Here is a 21,103-nt window from a genome sequence, read left to right as displayed (position 1 = left end):
GATTTTAACGCCGGTTTATTGAATATCTCTTTACCAATTTGGTTTGTTAAATTGTTAATTTATTGTTTGCGTTATTTAGGTGCTTAAAAATAAGGGGGTGCACTAAATTGGTGATTATTAATATTGGTCTTACCAATTGTACATAAATAAATGTCCTCCATAATAATAAATTAGAAAATAAAATAGCGTCGTGTCACTTTATTTATGTTTAATGACACACTTATTTTATCAAAAAATAAATAATGACTATCATTAAAGCTATAAATGCTAATTGCACTAAAATAACTCATAATAAAACAGTCACTTATAAAATAGTGTGTAAATTTAATGTTAACTTAATGCGTGTGGTGTAACTTTGAATACGTATGCATAAAGTTGTTAATAAAATAATACGAGCGTTAGTATTCATCCTGACAACAAAATAAGCTCGCAGGCTTAACTATCACTTAAGCAAGTAAGCGGGTATCACATTATGGGTAACGGGAAAACATTATGGCTATGTTCAAACCAAGTATACTAACGCTAGCATTAACTGCTGCTGGACTATCAAGCTTTGCCACCACTGCGGCACAAGAAGAAACAATAAAAAATGATGATGTAGAAATCATTGAAGTAAAAGGCTTTCGCGGTAGTGTTGTTGAATCAATTAATACTAAGCGTTTTTCAACACAGGTTGTTGAGTCAATTTCTGCAGAAGATATTGGTAAACTTCCAGATTCATCTATTGCAGAGTCAATCGCACGTTTACCAGGTTTAACAGCACAACGTCTTGATGGTCGTGCTAGTCGTGTAAGTGTTCGTGGTTTTAGTGAAAACGAAAGTGCAACCACCTTTAATGGCCGTGAGCAGGTATCTATTGGTGACAACCGTGGTGTTGAGTTTGACCTTTACCCGTCAGAAATTATGAGCGGTGTAACTGTTTATAAAACGCCAAGTGCTAGCATTGAAGCAGAAGGTATTGCCGGTGTAATTGATATGCAAACGGTAAAGCCTTTAAGTAAAGGTGAGCAAGTGATCATGTTTAATGGTCAGTATGAGCAAACTAGCTTTGATAAATTAAACCCAGATGGCGATGACAAAGGTTTTCGTGGTACCGTTTCATACATAGATCAGTTTGCAGATGACACCATAGGTGTTGCATTTGCTTACAATACTATGAGCTCACCAAACCAAGAAAAGCGTTGGAATTCTTGGGGTTACCCTGAGTTTACAGGAAATGATGGACAAAACTATTCAATTTTAGGCGGCGCTAAACCTTTCGTACGATCATCAACCCTTGAGCGTGACTCAGTTATGTTTGTTGTTGAAGCTGCGCCAAATGACCGTTTAAACATGACGTTTGATGCATTATATGTAGATTTCAACGATGAAAAAATCTTACGTGGTATTGAAGTACCTTTCGCTTGGGGTCAAGGTAGCATCGACCCAAATAGTGTTACTGTTGATGAGCAGTCTGGCTTTATTACCAGTGCAGTAACCGAAGGTCAGCGCGTAGTTGTGCGAAATGACTATGAAGAGCGTAAAGCAGAGCTATCACAATTTGGTTTTAACGCTAAATACGATATTAACGATGAGTGGTCAGTTGAATTTGATGCCAGCCGCTCAGAAGTAGATCGTACGATTTGGAGTATTGAAAGCTACTCTGGTACCGGCCGTGGCGATTCAAATGGTGTTGCTGATAACATAGGGTATGCATTTGACGGCGGAAATACAGGTGCACAATTTACTCATCAGCTTGATTACAGCGACTATGACCTAATTCAATTAGGTGGCCCATTATCGTGGGGAAGCAGTGCTGCGCTTAATAATAAGTACGGCTTAAATGACACACCTTATCAAAATACCGCACAAGATGGCTTTATTAATGCCCCAGAAATTAGCGATGAGCTTTCAACGCTTAAGCTAGCGGCCAGTAAAGTACTTGAAAACGAATACTTTAGCCGTATTAATTTTGGTTTATCTTACCGCGACCGTGAGAAAGTAAAACAGTCTGAAGGTTACTTCATGACTTTAAAAGATTTCTCGTTAGATAACCCAGGTATGGTATCAGTGCCAGAGCAATACCGTTTAGGCTCAGCAAGTTTAGACTTTATTGGCATGGGGGATATGATTGCATATGACACTAATGGCCTAGTAAATGATGGTTATTATGATCTACTACAAGAAAGCTTAACGGATCAAAAACATTTAACCCGTTCGTGGACGGTACAAGAAGAAGTTACCGCTGCATTTATTCAAGCAGATATTAATGCAGAGATTGGTGGCATACCGGTAACAGGTAATGTGGGTATACGCTATGTACGCACTGAGCAATCTTCGCAAGGCTTTGAAGCATCGAATATTAATGGTTTAGTGGTTGCGTCACCTACCGACATTAGCCACGACTATTCAAATGTATTGCCAAGCTTGAACTTATCTTTTGCAATCGACCAAGAGCAAACAATTCGTTTTGGTGCGGCTAAAACAATTTCTCGTGCTCGCCTTGATGAAATGCATGCATCTATTGAAACAAGTTATAACAGCGAAAAGCCAGACGAAAATGGTAACTACTGGTCGATTTCTGGTGGTAATGCAGAGCTTGAACCAAAAGAAGCAACAGGCTTTGACTTAACATACGAAAACTACTTTGATGCAGAAGGGTACTTTTCAGCAGCGTTATTTTATAAAGACATTGACCAATGGATTTTTGATGAGCGTTACGATGTAGATGTAACTGGTAAAGAAGATCCAGCAACGGGTGAAGTCCCACCTGCGGATAGAAATACAGCAACTCGCTCAAGTAAAGTCAACGGTGGTGATGGTAATTTATGGGGCTATGAGCTTTCATTATCATTCCCTTTCAGCGTATTACATGAATCGTTAGAAGGTTTTGGTTTAATTGCCAGCCACACCAGCGTTGAGCAAGACTTGCAAGATCAAAACGGAAACGATTACGAACTACCAGGTTTGTCAGACAAAATTGATAGTTTAACTGTGTACTTCGAACGCAATGGTTTCCAAGCACGTACTAGCATGCGTAAGCGTAGTGACTTTAAAGGTGATATCTACGGTTCAGGTTTTGCAACACAACAAGTTGATATACTTGGTGAGACTATTTGGGATGCGCAAGTAGGCTATGATTTTGCTGATTCTGGTATTGCTGGTTTTGAAAATTTGTCGATGACATTCCAAATTCAAAACATTACCGAAGAAGCGTTTACTTCATTGCAAGGCGATAATGCGCTGCAAGTGCGTGACTACCAAGATTATGGCCGTACTTACTTACTCGGTGTAAGTTACAAGCTATAATTTAAGTTGTTTTTAAAAGCCCTTGTGATTTGTTTTACAGGGGCTTTTTTATAGTGACTTTGCCTAATAAATTATTTAAGCGGCTTTAATACACAGCAAAACGTGGACAAACATATGAAACCAATAAAACACGTCGTCATTGCAGGCGGTGGTACAGCTGGATGGATAGCCGCTGCACTGTTAAATAAAGTATTAGGTAAAGTAATTAATATTACCCTAATAGAATCAACTCACATTGGCACAGTGGGCGTAGGGGAAGCCACTATTCCCCCTATAATGCAGCTAAATAATGCATTGGGTATCAATGAACAACACTTTATAAATGCCACTAACGCGACGATTAAGCTTGGTATTGAGTTTGAAAACTGGAAAAGCTCAGCACACAGTTATATGCATGCGTTTGGCACTTTGGGTAAAAACTTTCCTTTTTGTGACTTTTATAATTTTTGGCTTAAAGGCCAAACGCAAGGCAACAAAGATGATTTTTGGGATTTTTCATTAAATTATCAGGCTGCGAAAAACAATAAATTTGCTCCACTGAATACCATTTCTAACACGTCGTTACCAGGATTAAGCTACGCGTATCATTTTGACGCCAGTTTGTATGCTGAGTTTTTAAAGCACTTAGCCACAGAGCGGGGGGTAAAACATCTAGATGCTAAAATTAATGAGGTCATGCAGTGCCCAACCAGTGGCAATATTCAGAGCCTAACCCTTGATGATGGCAGCAGTATCAGTGGCGATTTATTTTTAGATTGTACGGGCTTGCGTGCCTTATTGATTGAGCAAACACTCAATACTGGGTTTGTAGATTGGTCGCACTACTTACCCTGCGATAGCGCCATTGCAGTACAAACAGCATCAAATGATGAATTAAAACCTTATACACGTTCAATTGCGCACAGTGCCGGTTGGCAGTGGCAAATTCCATTACAGCACAGAATGGGGAATGGCTTAGTATATTGTAGCCGCTATATATCTGATGACGATGCAAAACAATTATTACTCAATAATCTTCCTGCAGAGCCTATTACTGAACCCCGATTAATTAAGTTTAAAACGGGTCGTCGTTTAAAACAGTGGCATAAAAACGTCGTTGCCATTGGCTTATCGAGTGGGTTTTTAGAGCCACTTGAATCAACCAGTATTCACCTAATACAAAGTGCTGTGACGCGTTTAATTAAGTTATTTCCTCACCATGGGGTTAGTGATGCGTTAGTAACAGAATTTAATAAGCAAAGCATCACCGAAATCGAGCATATTCGTGACTTCATTATTTTGCACTATAAGCTAACTGAGCGGGAAGATACTCCATTTTGGCGTCAATGTAAGCAAATGGAAATTCCGCAATCGTTAGCGCATAAAATGGATTTATTTAAACAAACGGGCAAAGTAGTGCGCGAAAACGATGAGTTATTTGCCGAAGTGGCGTGGCAACAAGTCATGATAGGTCAAGGCCTATTACCCGATGATTACGGTGCACTAGCAGATTCATTAACCAATGAGCAATTAGCCGAGTTATTTAGTAATTTAAAAACATTAATAAATTCAACGGTAGAGCAACTGCCAAGTCACACCGTATTTTTAAGTAGTTTAAAACCAAAGTAAGCCCCCAAAAAAGTTTCATGCTGGCAGTTTAATTTTTGGGTTAACAGGGTCTGAATATAGCTGTGAATACGTATGCAGCAACTGTAACCAAACTACAGTTAGCTTTAGTATAAACCAATGACAACACTGAAATAAAAATGACACACACAATGAAAAAAAGATTTTACATACCCTTGCTGCTATCAAGCACATTAGTTGTGCAAGGCTGCAGTGATGATAATGAAAGCACGCAAGCAAAAACGGTTGTAAATAAGACAGAGCCTGTAAAGCCAGTTGTTTATCAAGTGTTTACTCGTTTATTTGGTAATACGCAAACAGCTAATATTCCGTGGGGTACTAAAGAGCAAAATGGCGTGGGTAAGTTTGCTGATTTTAACGATGCTGCGCTTAAAGGTATTAAAGAGTTGGGTACTACGCATGTGTGGTATACCGGCGTTTTACATCATGCCTTAGTGGGTGATTACACCGAATATGGTATTAGTCAGGATGATCCAGATGTGGTTAAAGGGCGTGCAGGCTCGCCCTATGCAATTAAAGATTATTACGATGTAAATCCTGATTTGGCGGTAAATGTAACGAACAGGCTCGAAGAGTTTAGCGCGCTTATTGAACGTACCCACGATCATGATATGAAAGTGATAATAGACATTGTGCCCAATCACGTTGCACGTGATTACCACTCAACGGCTAAACCTAATGGCGTTAAAGACTTTGGTGAACAAGACGATACCAGCAAAGACTATGATGTTAATAATAACTTTTATTATGTACCTGGTGAGTCATTTCAAGTGCCTTCGAGCGACAGTTATCAAGTGCTTGGCGGAAATTCTCATCCCTTAGCTGATGGTAAATTTAATGAAACACCGGCTAAATGGACAGGAAACGGTGCACGCTCTCCACAGCCTAATATAAACGACTGGTACGAAACAGTAAAAGTAAACTACGGTGTTAAACCCGATGGTAGCCTAGATTTTCCAACTTTACCTAAGGCGCTAGAAAACCAAGACTACCGTGCACATTATGCCTTTTGGCAAGATAAAGAGTTACCTAATAGCTGGTATAAATTTAGAAATATTGCGCTTTATTGGTTAGATAAAGGCGTGGATGGCTTTCGCTATGATATGGCTGAAATGGTGCCGGTTGAATTTTGGAGCTTTTTAAATTCATCGATAAAAATGCATAAACCCGATGCATTTTTACTTGCCGAAGTGTACAACCCATTGATGTACCGAACTTATATTCACCAAGGTAAAATGGATTACTTGTATGACAAAGTAGGCTTTTACGACACCTTAAAAGCTATAATGCAAGGCAAGCAAGCCGCAAGTAGTATTTTTAATGCTCAGCAAAAAGTGGCTGACATAGAGCAACATATGCTGCACTTTTTAGAAAACCATGACGAACAACGTATCGCAAGTCCTGATTTTGCCGGCGATGCCGCATTGGGCAAGCCTGCAATGGTGGTCTCTCACCTAATCAGTCGCTCGCCAAGCTTGCTTTATTTTGGACAAGATGTCGGTGAAGATGGCTCAGAAAACGCGGGGTTTGGTAGCCCGACTCGCACCAGTATTTTTGACTATATTGGTGTTCCTGCTCACCAAGCGTGGATGAACAACGGTAAATTTGATGGCGGTCAGTTAACAACTGAACAAGCGCAATTACGCCAATATTACATTTCAATTATGGCACTTAACGATTTACCAGCGATTGTTGCCGGCGATATGGCGCAACTTATGATCACGGGGAGTGACAGCGTGGTTGGTTTTGTGCGTACCTTAGGCCAACAATCATTATGGGTGCTGAGTAACTTTAGCCAAAAAACGCAAACGGTTACCGTTACACTTAGCCCGCACCAAGCTTTAACTCTCAAACCTTCAACGTTAAATGACCTGTTAGAGGCGCATAACGGTATTTTGGTTAATCACGATCAACAAAACGCCACCTTTACACTGACCCTTGATGCACTCAGTAGTGCCGTTTTAACAAATAAGGCTGACCATGAATTATAATAACAAACCAACCTTAAGCTTTTGGCAAATATGGAACATGTGCTTTGGCTTTTTAGGCATTCAATTTGGCTTTGCACTGCAAAACGGTAACGTAAGTCGGATTTTTCAAACCCTTGGGGCGAATGTAGACGATATTCCAATTTTGTGGGTAGCAGCACCACTCACAGGGTTAATTGTACAGCCAATTATTGGTTATTGGAGTGATAAGACGTGGGGCAAATTAGGTCGCCGTCGTCCGTTTTTTTTATACGGCGCTATTTTAACCACATTATCGTTATTTATTATGCCAAACTCACCAACACTTTGGATTGCAGCGGGCATGTTATGGATCATGGATGCATCGATTAACGTCACCATGGAACCATTTCGCGCCCTTGTAGGCGATAACCTACCAAACAAACAGCGTGCTACGGGCTATGCAATGCAAAGCTTTTTTATAGGCGTAGGCGCCGTGGTTGCTTCTGCACTTCCTTGGATGATGACAAACTGGTTTGATATTGCCAACACCGCCGCTGCAGGGCAAATTCCTGATTCAGTAAAGTACTCATTTTACTTTGGTGCAGTTGTATTGCTGGTCGCAGTGGGCTGGACAATTATAACCACCAAAGAATATTCACCTGAAGAATTGGCCGCATTTAATCAACAAGAGCAAACTCAAGTTGAACAGACGCTTTGTGCACAAATTAACTTTAGTAAAGGCGGCAGTGTATTTACCGTGTTAGGGCTTGCCGTACTTGGTTTAGTCACTGGATTAAACCTAGAAAAAGAGCTGTACCTATTAGCAGCTGGCTTAGTGAGCTTTGGCGTAATTCAATTTATTGCAGCCGCACTACAAGCAAAAAGCCACACCAGCGGTGGCTTTTACCAAGTCGTTAACGATGTGTTCACCATGCCAGAGGCGATGAAACAACTTGCTTGGGTACAGTTTTTTAGCTGGTTTGCATTATTTGCCATGTGGATTTACACCACCTCAGCGGTAACCAGTTTTCATTATGGTAGCAGCGACACAAGTTCAGCGGCGTATAACAATGGTGCAGACTGGGTGGGTATTTTATTTGCGGCTTACAACGGTTTTGCTGCATTGGCGGCTTTATGTATCCCGATCATCGTTAAGCGTGTTGGTTTAAAACTAGCGCATGCACTTAACCTTATTTTAGGTGCGTTAGGTTTGGCGAGCTTTATGTTTATACAAGAACCGAGCTTACTTATTTGGCCAATGATAGGTATTGGTTTTGCGTGGGCGTCTATTTTGTCGTTGCCTTACGCCATGTTAAGTACCTCAGTACCGAGTCATAAAATGGGTGTGTATATGGGAATATTTAACTTTTTTATTGTGATCCCACAATTATTAGCCGCCAGTGTACTTGGCCTGATACTCCGTCACTTTTTCCAAAATCAACCTATTTACGCATTGATGCTAGGTGCTGTGTCTTTTGTACTTGCAGCGGTTGCCGTACTGCGTGTTAAACAGTCTTAATTTAAGGGGCTAAAATGAAAAAATATAACCTAATTACCGCGACAATATTGGCCGCAGGCCTTGTAGGTTGTGGCGTGCAAAATACGCAAACCAGTGCAGTAGCGCGAACATCAGTGAGTGCGCCAGGCGCACCAGGCGAAGCCCCATTTTGGGCATACGCAGGCAAAACTGGGATAGGAACGTCTTTTGAGCAATACCAAAATGGCCATTACAGTGACGAAGCACCTACAGGTAAAGTGTCAAAAGTATGGTTTTCGATTGCCAAAGGGATGATCACCGAAACCATGTTCGGGCTTATTCATCAAGCGCAAATTAAAGACATGCAATTTGTTGTAGTCGGAAAAGATTTTACAGTCACCGAAGCTGACGATTTAGACGTTACCATTGATTACTTATACAAAGATGATAAAGGCCGCCCGTTATCATTAGCATACAAAGTAGTAAGCAAAGATAAGCAAGGTCGCTTTAGCCTCGAAAAACATATATTTACCGATCCAGACGGTCAAAGCTTATTTGTACGCAGTATTTTTAATACCCAGCTTGAAGGCGTTAAGGCATACGTAAGCGTTAACCCGTATGTTGATAATAACGGCCTTGATGATTTTGCTAAAACAACAGAACAAGGATTGCTGGCATGGCAAGACAACAGCTACCTTTCATTGCAAGGTGCGCAGCCATTTAAACAAACAAGTGTTGGTTTTACAGGTGTGAGCGATGGTTTAAATCAGCTGAAAACAACTCAGCAGCTTACTCAGGTTTATAAAAATACCGGTGAACAATCGGGTAATGTTAGCCTACTTGCAGAGCTGGGTGAAATTGGTGAAAACAGCCAGTTCGATTTAACCCTAAGCTTTGGTAATAGCGAACAAATCAGCTTTAAACAAGGGCAAGCTACGTTAGCCAAAGGTTACCAAGCGGTGCTTGATAATTACAACGGTAAAGGCGAAGCGCTTGGTTGGCAAGACTACCTGCAAAGCCTTGCACCGCTAAATAATATGAGCGAACAAACAGCAGATAACGGCAAGTTACTTTACACCAGTGCCATGGTACTTAAAGCGCAAGAAGATAAAACTCATGCAGGCGCACTTATTGCCTCACTATCTAACCCATGGGGCGAAACCGTATCGGCTAAAACAGGCTCTACTGGTTACAAAGCGGTATGGGTGCGCGACTTTTATCAAGTTGCCATGGCATTTATGGCAATGGGCGATACCGCAACAGCCAAAACCGCATTTGAATACCTTGAAAAAGTACAAGTAAACAGCAAAACCCCGGGAAACAAAGGCGACACAGGGTGGTTTTTACAAAAAACACACGTAGATGGCGAACTTGAATGGGTAGGCGTACAGCTAGACCAAACAGCAATGCCACTCATGCTTGCTTGGAAACTTCATCAAGCTGATGTTTTAACAGATGCAGAGCTGAGCGATTGGTATAGCCGTATGTTAAAGCCCGCGGCAGACTTTTTAGTTGAGGGTGGCCGTGCAAACATTCTATGGAACGATACACAAATAACGCCGCCAGCCACTCAGCAAGAGCGCTGGGAAGAGCAAGAAGGGTATTCGCCATCAACCACCGCCGCGGTTGTTGCTGGTTTAATTACTGCAGCCGATATCGCTAAACTAGCAGGTGATAATGCCAATGCAGCACGTTACCTAAATACAGCTAAGCGTTATAACAATGATATTGAAAAATTAATGTTTACAACGGCTGGTAATTTAGAGTCGAGCGCTTCTGATGGTGAATATTTTATTCGCATTGGCCAAGACAAAGACGCCAATTCAAATACTAAAATTAACGCTAATAATGGCCGTGAAGGGTTTAATAAAAAGCAAATACTCGATGGTGGATTTTTAGAACTGGTTCGCTATGGCGTGCGTGATGCACTAGCGCCTAGCATAGTCAAAACACTGCCAGAATATGATGACGAAACCCTAACCGATAACCTACAAGTTAAATACAGCTTTGAGTTTACTGACGGCAGCGGCATATTTGCAGGCTACCGCCGCTATGGTAACGACGGGTACGGTGAAGATGAAGTAACTGGCGCTAACTATGCGCAAGGTGGTAAAAACAGCCCAGGGCAACGTGGGCGAGTTTGGCCATTTTTTACCGGTGAACGAGGCCATTACGAAATTGCCGCCGCGAATGCCAATAATACGTTAGATGCAACTAAACAGCAGGCTATTAAAAATAGCTATGTAAAAGGGCTAGAGCAATTTGCTAACGAAGGTATGATGCTACCAGAACAAGTATGGGATGGCGTAGGCGTTAATAAAGCGGGTTACACGTTAGGCGAGGGTACAAACTCGGCCACACCACTGGCGTGGACACATGCGGAATACGTAAAGCTAGTGCGCTCATTAAGCGACAAACAAGTATGGGATCATTACCCGGTGGTAACTAAAGCACTAAAATAACCGCAAATTACCCGCAGTTCAGGTTAATTAACATAGCCGTAGTAAAATACGGCTATGTTATTTATTACAATAATAACGAGGCTGAAATGAAAACATTTACCTTGAGCGCATTAGCATTAGCAATCATGCTAACAGGCTGCCAAAGCGCACCATCATTAAATAACAACACGAATAACACCGAAACATCGCTACTAAATACTGAACAACAAGCAAGCCCTTGGTGGGAAAGCGCCATTTTTTACCAAATTTGGCCCCGCAGTTTTTACGACAGCGATGCTGATGGCCATGGCGATTTTAATGGTATGACCCAAAAGCTCCCGTATCTACAAGAGCTTGGTGTTAACGCATTGTGGTTAACCCCGATGTTTGAAGCACCGTCGTATCATGGTTATGATTTTACTGAATTTTACCAAGTAGAAAACGACTACGGCAGCATGGCCGAGTTTGAAGCCTTTATAAAAGCTGCTGACGACAAAGGCATGAAAGTCATACTTGATTTAGTTATAAACCATATATCAAGTAACCATGAATGGTTTCAGCGTTCAGCAAAACAACAAGCTCCTTATGCAGATTACTTTATTTGGCGCGACGATATGCCAAAAGCAGGAAGTGGTTGGGGGCATGCTTGGAGTAATAACGACCAACCCGACGCAGTATGGCATTGGAATGAAACACGTCAGCAGTATTACTATGGTGCGTTTGGAGCCAGCCAACCTGACTTGAACTTACGCCACCCTGATGTTGTTGCCGAAATGGAAAAAATGGCTAAGTTTTGGCTTGATAAAGGCGTTGCAGGGTTTAGATTAGACGCAGTACGTTTTGCAATGGAAGGTGGCGCAGATGCGCAAGCCGATACCGACGAAACCATTGCATATTGGCAGCACTTTAGGCAATACGTAAAAAGCGTAAACCCTGAGGCATATTTAGTGGGTGAAGCATGGGCAGACATTCCTGTGGCGGCAAAATACTTTGGCGAAGGTAAAGGCCTCGATCAAGGCTTTGATTTTGAAGTGGGCTATAAAATACTGGGCTTATTAAAACCCAATGCCAGTGGTGAAGCGCAATTTGGCACCATGCAGTCTAATCAACAAGTGAGCACCGTTGATGCCAATGTGCTCAAACAAAATTTACAGCAACGTATTGACTCAACTGCGCCACTTGATTTTTTTGCACCGTTTTTAACTAATCACGACCAAGAACGTGTGGCTTATCAACTAGCTGAACAAGACGATAAAGCAAAACTTGCCGCCGCCATGTTATTTAGCTCCCCTGGTACACCGTATATTTACTACGGTGAAGAAATTGGCCTAACACAAGGTGGCACAGGTCACGATGTGTATAAACGCGCGCCAATGCAGTGGAATAACAGCAACCAAGCTGGCTTTACTCAAGCTCAAACAAGTTGGGTTGAGCAGGCTGAACTGTTTGGTGATAACTACACCCAGTGGTGGCCTGAATATTTAGCACAGCAAATTAATGCTGCTGATCGCAATGTAAAAACGCAACAAGCACAATCTAATTCACTGTGGCGTTTATATCAGCACTTAATCGCACTAAAAAAACAGCGCCCAGAACTGGGTATTAAAGGTCGTTATGAATTAACACAGCATAACAACGGCCTTGTCGAAATAACCCGCGAGTTAAACGGCAGTAAAAGTATGTTTGTACTTAACTTAACCGCTAACCCGCAAAGCATCAGCGGTATAAAACGTCAGGGGTTAACGCCTAGCTGGCAACACGACCTCAATGGCGAACAACTCGCTGGCTATGGTTTGTTGTTACTGAATAACACACTATAAATAAAATACACATAAAAGGGGCTAACATACGTAAGCCCCTTTTATGAACATGCTTTAATTGCATTACCCCCAAGTTATAGCGCATTTTAATGAGTCATAAGTTGCTTAACTTCTTCTGGCGTCATGGCGCTTATCATGAAAATGAATATAAGATGCAATCCACCTCAGGTAGGTGTCCACGGTGCATAATGAATACTGACGTACCAACATATAATCAGCGATATAATTTAAAAATGGGGAACGCGTTTTTATATACTCAATAACTATACTGTATTTATATACAGAATGGTTGTTGTGCTCCCATATTCAAGAAGATGAGCGACGAGCGCACTTTCTTCTTTCTTATTATATTTAGTAGCAAGAAAAAATTTTAGCTGGCAATGAGTTAAGTTATTTGTTAAAAAAGTAATTAATAAATATATTAGCGTGACGCTGGCAGAAATGTACGCGACGAGCGCACTATAAAATTGTTAGGTGCTACAAGTGAAATGTCAGTGTCAAAGCATGGATATAAGAGTTACTGGCTGGAGAAATGATAGTTACTTCAATTCAATGCCTGAGATGCAAAGTTATGGGAATGGTTGGCAATCTATTCTCAAATGCTCAACTTGTTCTCAACATTGGCTAGTTGATCACTTCGACAAAGTACAGTCACTATTTGCTGTGAAAATTGACTCTCCAACTGATGTCAGCAAAGATCATCTATTGAGGAAACACATAAGTGCGTTACTTAAAAAGTACAATGGTTATTCAACTAACAATTGTCAATTTGCTGGCTGTAATGAATTGGCATTAAAAGGAAAGGCTTTTTGCCCTAAATGTTTGATTACAAAGCAAGGGGTCTATGAATAAGCTCGCACCTAACAAAAAAATTAAATCACTCACTTCGTTCGCTGGGACGCATACACGTGGGCTGCTTCGCATTATAGCCCACATGTATGCGCCCCTTATTTAAAAGTTATGTTACTAGATAAGGATATTTATGAAATTAAGCATCGGAGCTTTATTAACACTCTGTCTAATCTCAGGCTGTACAAGTACATCAATTAAGCCGGTGAAATGGGAATACAAAACTATAAATGTAAATCCATTTAAAAATGGGCTTATTGGTAGAGAGCTAAGAGAAATCGAAAAGGAATATTCTAATACGCAAAAAGAGCTTCTTTCAAAATATGGTGAAGATGGCTGGGAATTGGTTCATATTGAGGGTAAAAACTATATTTTTAAAAGGCCAGTTCAGGTTAATTAAGTAACATAACAAGTGACTATGGTGTCAATTCCTAATTTTAAACCATTTTAGGATCCCACATGGCACCATCCCTCACCATAGAATTTATGATCACTACCAGCTTTCGTATGCACGCAATAATGGCTACCTTTTTAGGCTTTCCTGCTTTAACCATGCGTTGATAAAGGTCTTTAAATTTAGAGTTGCACTGAATGGCTGACATCATCGCCATGTACATGGCAGTTCTTATTTTAGGTCGGCCGCCACGTATCATTCGCTTACCTTGATACACGCCACTTTCACGATTAAATGGGGCTACACCCACTAAAGAAACGGCCTCTTTGTTGTTCACATAACCTAACTCAGGCATATCACTAAGCAAGTTAAATGCGACCACATAGCCAACACCTGGCACACTTTGGATAATGGCATTTTTTGCTTTGTATTCGTCACATTCTTCAATCAGTTTTTGAAGTTTTAAATCGACTTTATCTATTTGGTTTTTCAGTGCAGTTAAGATAGGTTTTATGAGTGACGATAGTGTTTTTGGCATTATTTGAGAGCGATTTTTCTCCATCGTTTGCATATCCATTAACTGACGTCTTCTCGAGAGTAAATCGCTCATCAAGCGCATTTGCTCTGGCTTTAAAGATGATAAAGGCGGTTTAATCGCTTCACCAAAGTGAGCAATAAGTTGTGCATCAAGTTTATCCGTTTTTGCTTTTTGGCCGATAGCGCCTGCGAAGCGTTTTATGTTCACGGGATTAGCAATAACGAATGGAATATTCGCCTCAGCGCAGGCTATGATAAAAGGCTGTTCAAGACGTCCACTTGCCTCAATAGTAACGCGTGTTACTGGGTGTTTTTTTAAGATTTGAATGGCGTGTTTAATGCCACTTTGATTATTTTCTACAGTAAAGTAAATGTCTAAAGGCCTGATATAAATATCGAGTTGTGTTTTACCTGTATCGACACCGACGTTAATTTCATTTTGATTATTTATTGTATTCATAATAAGCTGACTCTGCCTTGCTATTCGGGCTCGAGGCCCCGTTGACTATCCGAGTTTAATGCTTGGAGTTTATACAGCGTTCTAACTTGTTACTGGTCTCTCAATAGAGGAGCCTACGCTCAATCGAACTACTGTATAAAAGGCTTTGGTTGCAGCCAAAGCTTGGGCCTCACATTACCCGAACTAGGTTAAAGTATTAATTTATGGGTTTATTATCCATACAAGTCGTTAAAGCAGGACACTGCTCCTCACCCGTTTTAGTGAACGACTCCACATAACATTAAGGAGCAACACAGCCTAATTGGCCCTTAAACATAGCGAGTTGATTTTAGTTTAAAAATAAACTGTTGACATAATATGTCATGGTGGTTACTTTTAATACATAATATTAAAAGGAAAACTAAAATGGAAATTTGGAATTTATTTACTGATTTTATTGTGCAATCAATCACCTTTTTTACCCAAGAAGTGGGCGTAAGCCAAGCGGTTGCAATTATTTTGTTTACCGTTATTGGACGATTAGTTTTAATGCCGATTAACCTTGTTGCTATGGTTAACATGGTTAGAAATAAAAAAGCAATTGCCGCCCTAAAACCTGAGCTAGATAGCATAAAAAGCAACTATAAAGACCAGCCCAGTGAAATCGCAAAATTAACTATGGCGCTGTATAAAAAGCACAATATTAAATTTATAGATAAAAAAAGTGTGATTAATATGGCAAGCCAAGGGGTATTTGGCCTTGGAACTTTTCAGGCTCTGCAACAAATTGTATTGAATAGTAAATTTGCTTGGATTACCAGTATTGCAAAGCCTGATATTGCGCTTTCGTTATTAGTGGGGGCTATTACATATTTATCTATGATGATGCCAGGTAGCGCAGAACAAACCAGCACTTTATTGTTCCTAATTCCCGCAATTATTTGTGTGGTTACTCTCGTTAATTTTCCTTCTGCAATTGGCTTATACTGGGCTACATCAAGTAGTACTAGCTTATTGCAGTCATTATTAGTAAATAAGTATTTTAAAAACCATCAGCCGCAGCATGCTTTGTAAAAGTCGCTAAACAAAGGAATGGCAATAATGAATATGTGTTATCAACCCACAGCCGATTTAATGGCTTCTGCACAGTTAACCTACACCAACATGCGTGGATATTATGAGTATTATGGTGTTGATTGGCAGCAACTTAAAATATGTGAGCAAATTTCAGACCTTGAAAATTGGGATGTTTTGTTAAATGGCGATTTAGTGGGTGCAATGCGCTTGGCTTTCGATGATGAGGGTTGCTATATACCTGACTTACAAGTAGATGCTGCGTTTCAAAATATGGGTATTGGTGCTGCAGCAATTAGTGAGTGTTCTCGTTTAGCTGTACACAGAGGTGCTATGCAACTTAGGCTTCGCGTTTTTAAAATAAGCCCTGCGCACAAGCTTTACACACGTTCAGGTTTCAGCATAGATAAAGAAGACGACAGGTTTTATTATATGTCTAAAAGCTTAGTTTAATGAGCGTGACTTTTATTTTAAAAATTAATGTTGCTCAGTCACTGTAGATTAATATTCGCTCATTCAAACTGCTATCCCGACAATTTAATAAAATAGTTATGGATAGATTATGCGCTTTTTTACAAACAAAACAGCCACATTGAGTGTTTGCTTTTTATTGCTTGGCACGGGTTTTATGCTGATAGAGCACAGTCTGTATCAATATGTTGATCATAATGGTGTTCTACATGAAAGCTTGTTTATGCCCTTGAGCATACTGTGTTTTGCTTTGGGGTTATTTTTTGTGGCCAGTTTATTAGCCCGAAAAGTATTCGGGCTCTTTAAAAGCGCTAGTGGAGGTGGGCATTAACCGCTGTTGTTATTGCTCATTATTTAAGTTAGCGGGCTCTAATAAGTTAAATGTCGGTAAGCGCCATTTAAAGCGTACCGATGCCATTCGAATTAAATAGCCTACTACTAAACTTGCAACCACGCTGATATTGTCGTCAATGTTGTAGTGATGGAGTGCTAAGTATAAACACGCAACTATCAGCGCTACGCTTGCGTAGAGTTCATGGTGTAATACCAGTGGTGCTTGGCGACAAATTAAATCACGCAATAATCCACCAAATACGCCGGTCACAATAGCAGCGACCACACAAATACCATAGTGCAAACCCATATTAAGCCCAACTTGGCAGCCAATAATACTAAATGCGGCAAGCCCTAAGGCATCTAAACGCATAAATATGCCTTTAAATTTAACCACCCATTTTGCTAGCCAAGTTGTAACAATACCCGCCACGCATGTGATCAGTAAATATTCAGGATGCTTTACCCACGTTAACGGGTAATTGCCAAGTAAAATATCGCGTACGCTGCCACCCCCAATCGCTGTGACACTGGCTACTAGCATAACCCCAAACCAATCCATGTTTCTGCGCCCAGCGCTGAGTGCACCGGTCATGGCTTCTGCTGTAATTCCGATGATGTAAACAATAGTGAGTAGCATGAAATAGTCACTTAAACTTTTAAGAGCAAAAATAAAAGTGCGATTGTAGAGATAAAATAGTGCATTGACGAGTGAAAAATCACATTAAAAACAGCCACTTTCAGATTAAAAAAACTAATGTGATAGCAAGGTGTGAATAGGCTGTTAATCTAGAGAACGCTTTTGGTTTGCTGGTAAAAACAGCAAGGACAAATGACCGCAATTAAGCCAATAAAGCCCAAATAAATATAAGGGTAAGAGGAGGGGGATTTTGCTACTTTTTAAAGGATGGCCTCACGCAATGAGTTAACTTGAGCCGCGCGCAATTAAACGCGGTGGCAGCAGGGTACTTTGTACTTGCTCACCACGAATTAATTTAAGTAAGTTTTCAACTAACATTTGCCCCGCTATAGTGGTGTTTTGCTCTATGGTTGTCAGCGGCGGATTAATGTAACTGGCAATAGAAATATTATCAAAGCCGATTACGGCTACATCTTTTGGCACGTTAATATTGGCTTCTTTTAGCGCGCGTATTGCGCCTATGGCAATCAAATCGCTGGCAGCAAAAAGTGCATTAAAAGTAATGTTATTAGCAATTAAAGATCGAGTAGCATGGTAGCCAGATTCTTCGGTAGAAATTGCATTGGCAATTTTACGATCATTTAAGGTGACACCGTTTTGCTGCAGTTCGTCTTTAAAGCCATTAAAACGGGCAAAAAACTCAGGGCTGTGATCAGAGGCATCGCCAATAAATGCACAATCAGTTCGGTTATGCGCCAGTAAATGCTCAGCGGCAAGTTTACCACCGCCATAATTATCGCAACTTATAGTTAAATCAGGGCGGTTATCAACGCTTGCTCCCCAGCAAACAAATTTAGTGTTTTGTTCAAGCAAGGTATTAAATTTTGGTTGAAAATCAATGTAGTCGCCATAGCCTAATAAGATTATTCCATCTGCTCGATGGCTGTCTTCGTAGTCTGCTTGCCAATCAGCGCTGGCTGATTGAAATGAAACAAGTAGATCATAACCTTCTTTTGCGCAGGCACGGGTAATACTGCCCAGCATGGCTAAAAAAAACGGATTGATTTGTGATTCATCTGAGGTCGGGTCTTCAAACAACAGCAATGCTAAAGTACTGCTTTGTTGAGTGCGCAAGTTACTGGCGTTTTTGTCTACTTTGTAATTAAGTTTTTTAGCAATATCGTGAACACGTCTTCGTGTTTCGTCATTTACCAGTGGACTATTTCGTAAAGCACGGGAAACTGTAGATTGAGACACCCCAGCATAATGGGCTATATCAAACGAGGTGGCTTTACCTTTCATCACGATTACTTACTTAAGAGGACAATAAGGGGATATTCTCGTTTATTAGTGATTTTTTTCAAGCTTATTTGTCAATAAAGGCATTTTTTTATTGATTTTTTCATGACACCGGTGTCACAATAAGGGCGTTTTATCATTTTGTTGTCAAAACGTATTAGCTACCTTTATTATTAAAGGTAGCATTTTTTTACAGTGATAGCTGCTTTGAGGTGATAGCTCAAAGTAAATAAGTATCAATGATACCCCATTAAAATAATAAGTACTCATTACTTAAACAAAAGAGATAACACTATGGGTTTACACTCTAGCACACACTTTGATCCTATTCTGGTTGCCGATATTGGCGGCACAAATGCTCGTTTTGCGTTGATCACTGGGTTCGACGAATCAAGTAATCAATTTACCATTGAGCATAATCATACTTTTCCCAGTGCTAACTATGGATCGCTCGAAAGTGCTACCGAGTACTACTTATCAACAGTGTCTCATATAACCCCTAAACGCGCATGCCTTGCAGTAGCAGGCCCTATAAATGCAGGGCAAGTTCATTTAACTAATTTAGGTTGGCACTTTAGCGTTAATGATTTTAAACACCACTTTGACCTTGCTCAATTAAGCGTTATAAATGACTTTGCTGCTTTTGCCTACGCAGCACCGTATTTAGACCCTTCACAAAATGTCACTGTTAAACCTGGTCAAGCGGATGAGTCTGCCAATATAGGTGTAATGGGTCCAGGCACTGGTTTTGGTGCAGCATGCTTAGTTAGAACCGCACATTCGTGCGCGGTGATGAGTTCAGAAGGCGGGCATATTTCGTTAGCAGCCGTTAATCAACTCGACGCTCAACTTATTCAAGAACTTAAAAAAGATCACCCTCATGTATCGGTAGAAACGGTATTTTCGGGCCCTGGCATTGCTCATTTATATAAAGCCATGGCTGCGGTTAAAGGGGTGGCTGCAAAAAATTTAGATGCCGCACAAATTAGCAGCTTAGCCAATAGCGGTGAATGTGAAGTGTGTGATGCAACGCTTAATCAATTTTGTGACTGGATTGGCAGTGTTGCGGGCGATTTAGCATTGGCCTACGGCGCCTTAGGCGGCCTTTATATTGGCGGTGGAATTTTACCACGCATGCAAGCTCGTTTACTTGAAAGTCGTTTTATTGAGCGCTTTTCGCAAAAAGGTATTATGTCGCAGTACACAGGTCAAATTCCGGTGACGTTAGTAACACAAGACAACATCCCATTAATTGGAGCTGCCGCGTGTTTGCATACGAGCCAACAGGATTAATCGCTTTGCATAGGTTTGGAAATAAATAGATGAAAAAAGTCACTATAAACAGCGTTGCCAGTCATGCAGGTGTTTCTAAAAAAACCGTATCGCGAGTACTCAATAATGAGCCTAATGTCAGTGCAGCTACACGCGAAAAAGTGTTAGCCGTATTTAAAGAGCTAGATTACACCCCAAACCCAATTGCACGCGGCCTTGCACAAAATCGCAGCTTTATCATTGGTTGCATTTACGATAACCCTAGTAAAAGTTATATCACCCGTGTGCAAACAGGCGCACTGGCTGCCTGCCAAGAGAACAACTATAACTTGCTTATTCATCCTTGTGAGCTCAGGGGCGATGCACTCATTAACAATATTGAGCAGTTATTGCAGTCATCACGCCTTGACGGTTTAGTATTAACCCCGCCATTTTGTGATTTTGGCGAGTTGGTAGATTTTTTAAAGTCGAAAAAAATCCCTTATGCTCGAGTCGCTTCTGCAATTTTAGATGATGATTCTATTTCTGTGACCAGCAATGACGAGCAGGGTGCGTTTGAAATTACCGAACATTTAATAAACCTAGGACATACGTCTATCGCGTTTATTAAAGGTCACCCAGATCACAGTGCCACTGAGCAGCGTTTTAAAGGTTACAGGCGCGCATTAACAACTCATGGCATTGAATTTAACGAACGCTTAGTTGAAGAGGGTAACTTTAGTTACCATTCAGGGGTAGACAGTGCGCGTAGTATTTTAGATTTATCGCCACGTCCTACCGCTGTATTTGCATCAAATGACTACATGGCAGCGGCAGTGCTCAAATTAGCCACGCAGCGTAATTTACGTGTACCTGATGATATTTCTATCGCTGGGTTTGATAATGCACCAATAGCGCGCCACATTTGGCCTGGGCTGACCACCATAGCGCAACCTGTAGAAGAAATGACAAAACAAGCCGTTACGCAATTGATCACCCATATTATTGAGCCGCAAGAGTCGCCATATAAAGTGATTTTAGAAGCAAAATTAATCACGCGAGAGTCAACTGCAGCCGTAAAATAAAACCCTTTTTTCACAGTAGCCCGAGTATGAGTGACGCTTACTCGGGCTTTTTTTTGTCTGTATTTTTAATTTTCATTATTTGCTTGCTGGTATTTCACTAAAAATTCACGTTTATTTATTGTACATGTTA

Annotated in this window: 15 protein-coding genes; 12 read left to right on the top strand and 3 right to left on the bottom strand. The window is 40.7% G+C overall.

What is annotated here, in order from left to right; translation table 11 throughout:
- Positions 1-492 precede the first annotated feature (492 nt).
- From BM380_RS02710 to BM380_RS02670, 7 genes are all read left to right on the top strand, one after another.
- Positions 493-3,288 carry a TonB-dependent receptor gene (locus BM380_RS02710; protein ID WP_090492753.1) on the top strand — a complete coding sequence of 932 codons (2,796 nt, stop codon included), beginning with the start codon at positions 493-495 and terminating at the stop codon, positions 3,286-3,288.
- A gap of 114 nt (positions 3,289-3,402) precedes the next feature.
- Positions 3,403-4,896: a tryptophan halogenase family protein gene (locus BM380_RS02705; RefSeq protein ID WP_090492751.1), complete on the top strand. Its 1,494-nt coding sequence runs from the start codon at positions 3,403-3,405 to the stop codon at positions 4,894-4,896.
- A gap of 149 nt (positions 4,897-5,045) precedes the next feature.
- A complete protein-coding gene (locus BM380_RS02700; protein WP_090493054.1) occupies positions 5,046-6,905 on the top strand; it encodes an alpha-amylase family protein in 1,860 nt (619 codons plus the stop codon).
- On the top strand, positions 6,895-8,382 hold the full coding sequence (locus BM380_RS02695; RefSeq protein WP_090492748.1) for an MFS transporter: 1,488 nt from the start codon (positions 6,895-6,897) through the stop codon (positions 8,380-8,382). The genes BM380_RS02700 and BM380_RS02695 overlap by 11 nt, the downstream gene beginning before the upstream one ends.
- Positions 8,383-8,396: 14 nt before the next feature.
- Positions 8,397-10,802 (top strand): glycoside hydrolase family 15 protein, encoded by a 2,406-nt coding sequence (locus BM380_RS02690; protein WP_090492746.1) that lies wholly within the window; start codon positions 8,397-8,399, stop codon positions 10,800-10,802.
- 86 nt (positions 10,803-10,888) lie between these two features.
- The gene (locus BM380_RS02685; protein WP_090492739.1) at positions 10,889-12,601 is read left to right on the top strand and encodes an alpha-amylase family glycosyl hydrolase; all 1,713 of its coding nucleotides are present in this window, start codon (positions 10,889-10,891) and stop codon (positions 12,599-12,601) included.
- A gap of 982 nt (positions 12,602-13,583) precedes the next feature.
- The gene (locus BM380_RS02670; protein ID WP_058154532.1) at positions 13,584-13,850 is read left to right on the top strand and encodes a DUF4177 domain-containing protein; all 267 of its coding nucleotides are present in this window, start codon (positions 13,584-13,586) and stop codon (positions 13,848-13,850) included.
- A gap of 37 nt (positions 13,851-13,887) precedes the next feature.
- On the opposite strand, the gene BM380_RS02665 is transcribed toward BM380_RS02670, so the two are convergent.
- Positions 13,888-14,841 carry an IS110 family RNA-guided transposase gene (locus BM380_RS02665; RefSeq protein ID WP_090492735.1) on the bottom strand — a complete coding sequence of 318 codons (954 nt, stop codon included), beginning with the start codon at positions 14,839-14,841 and terminating at the stop codon, positions 13,888-13,890.
- A gap of 405 nt (positions 14,842-15,246) precedes the next feature.
- Between BM380_RS02665 and BM380_RS02660 the strand changes: the two genes are divergently transcribed.
- The 3 genes from BM380_RS02660 to BM380_RS02650 all read left to right on the top strand — a co-directional run bounded on the left by BM380_RS02660 (position 15,247) and on the right by BM380_RS02650 (position 16,696).
- Positions 15,247-15,894, top strand: coding sequence for a YidC/Oxa1 family membrane protein insertase (locus BM380_RS02660; RefSeq protein ID WP_090492733.1), 648 nt, complete (start codon positions 15,247-15,249; stop codon positions 15,892-15,894).
- A 27-nt stretch (positions 15,895-15,921) separates the two neighbouring features.
- Positions 15,922-16,347: a GNAT family N-acetyltransferase gene (locus BM380_RS02655; RefSeq protein ID WP_090492731.1), complete on the top strand. Its 426-nt coding sequence runs from the start codon at positions 15,922-15,924 to the stop codon at positions 16,345-16,347.
- A 109-nt stretch (positions 16,348-16,456) separates the two neighbouring features.
- Positions 16,457-16,696, top strand: a complete 240-nt coding sequence (locus tag BM380_RS02650; protein WP_064663744.1) for a DUF3955 domain-containing protein — start codon at positions 16,457-16,459, stop codon at positions 16,694-16,696.
- A gap of 9 nt (positions 16,697-16,705) precedes the next feature.
- Here the strand turns inward: BM380_RS02650 and BM380_RS02645 are convergent, their stop codons facing one another.
- Complete coding sequence (locus tag BM380_RS02645) at positions 16,706-17,338, bottom strand: trimeric intracellular cation channel family protein (RefSeq protein ID WP_090492729.1); 633 nt, start codon at positions 17,336-17,338, stop codon at positions 16,706-16,708.
- A 285-nt stretch (positions 17,339-17,623) separates the two neighbouring features.
- A complete protein-coding gene (locus tag BM380_RS02640; protein WP_013464820.1) occupies positions 17,624-18,640 on the bottom strand; it encodes a LacI family DNA-binding transcriptional regulator in 1,017 nt (338 codons plus the stop codon).
- A 291-nt stretch (positions 18,641-18,931) separates the two neighbouring features.
- Here BM380_RS02640 and glk point away from each other — a divergent pair, with 291 nt between their 5' ends.
- Positions 18,932-19,930 (top strand): glucokinase, encoded by a 999-nt coding sequence (gene glk, locus BM380_RS02635; RefSeq protein WP_016899969.1) that lies wholly within the window; start codon positions 18,932-18,934, stop codon positions 19,928-19,930.
- Between the two features lie 29 nt (positions 19,931-19,959).
- Positions 19,960-20,973: a LacI family DNA-binding transcriptional regulator gene (locus BM380_RS02630; RefSeq protein WP_008110549.1), complete on the top strand. Its 1,014-nt coding sequence runs from the start codon at positions 19,960-19,962 to the stop codon at positions 20,971-20,973.
- Positions 20,974-21,103 lie beyond the last annotated feature (130 nt).

It is taken from the genome of Pseudoalteromonas sp. DSM 26666, assembly GCF_900116475.1.
In the GTDB taxonomy this organism is placed as follows: Bacteria; Pseudomonadota; Gammaproteobacteria; order Enterobacterales; family Alteromonadaceae; genus Pseudoalteromonas; species Pseudoalteromonas tetraodonis.
Note: the sequence above shows the minus strand (reverse complement) of the source record. Positions and strands in the feature narration are given on the sequence as shown.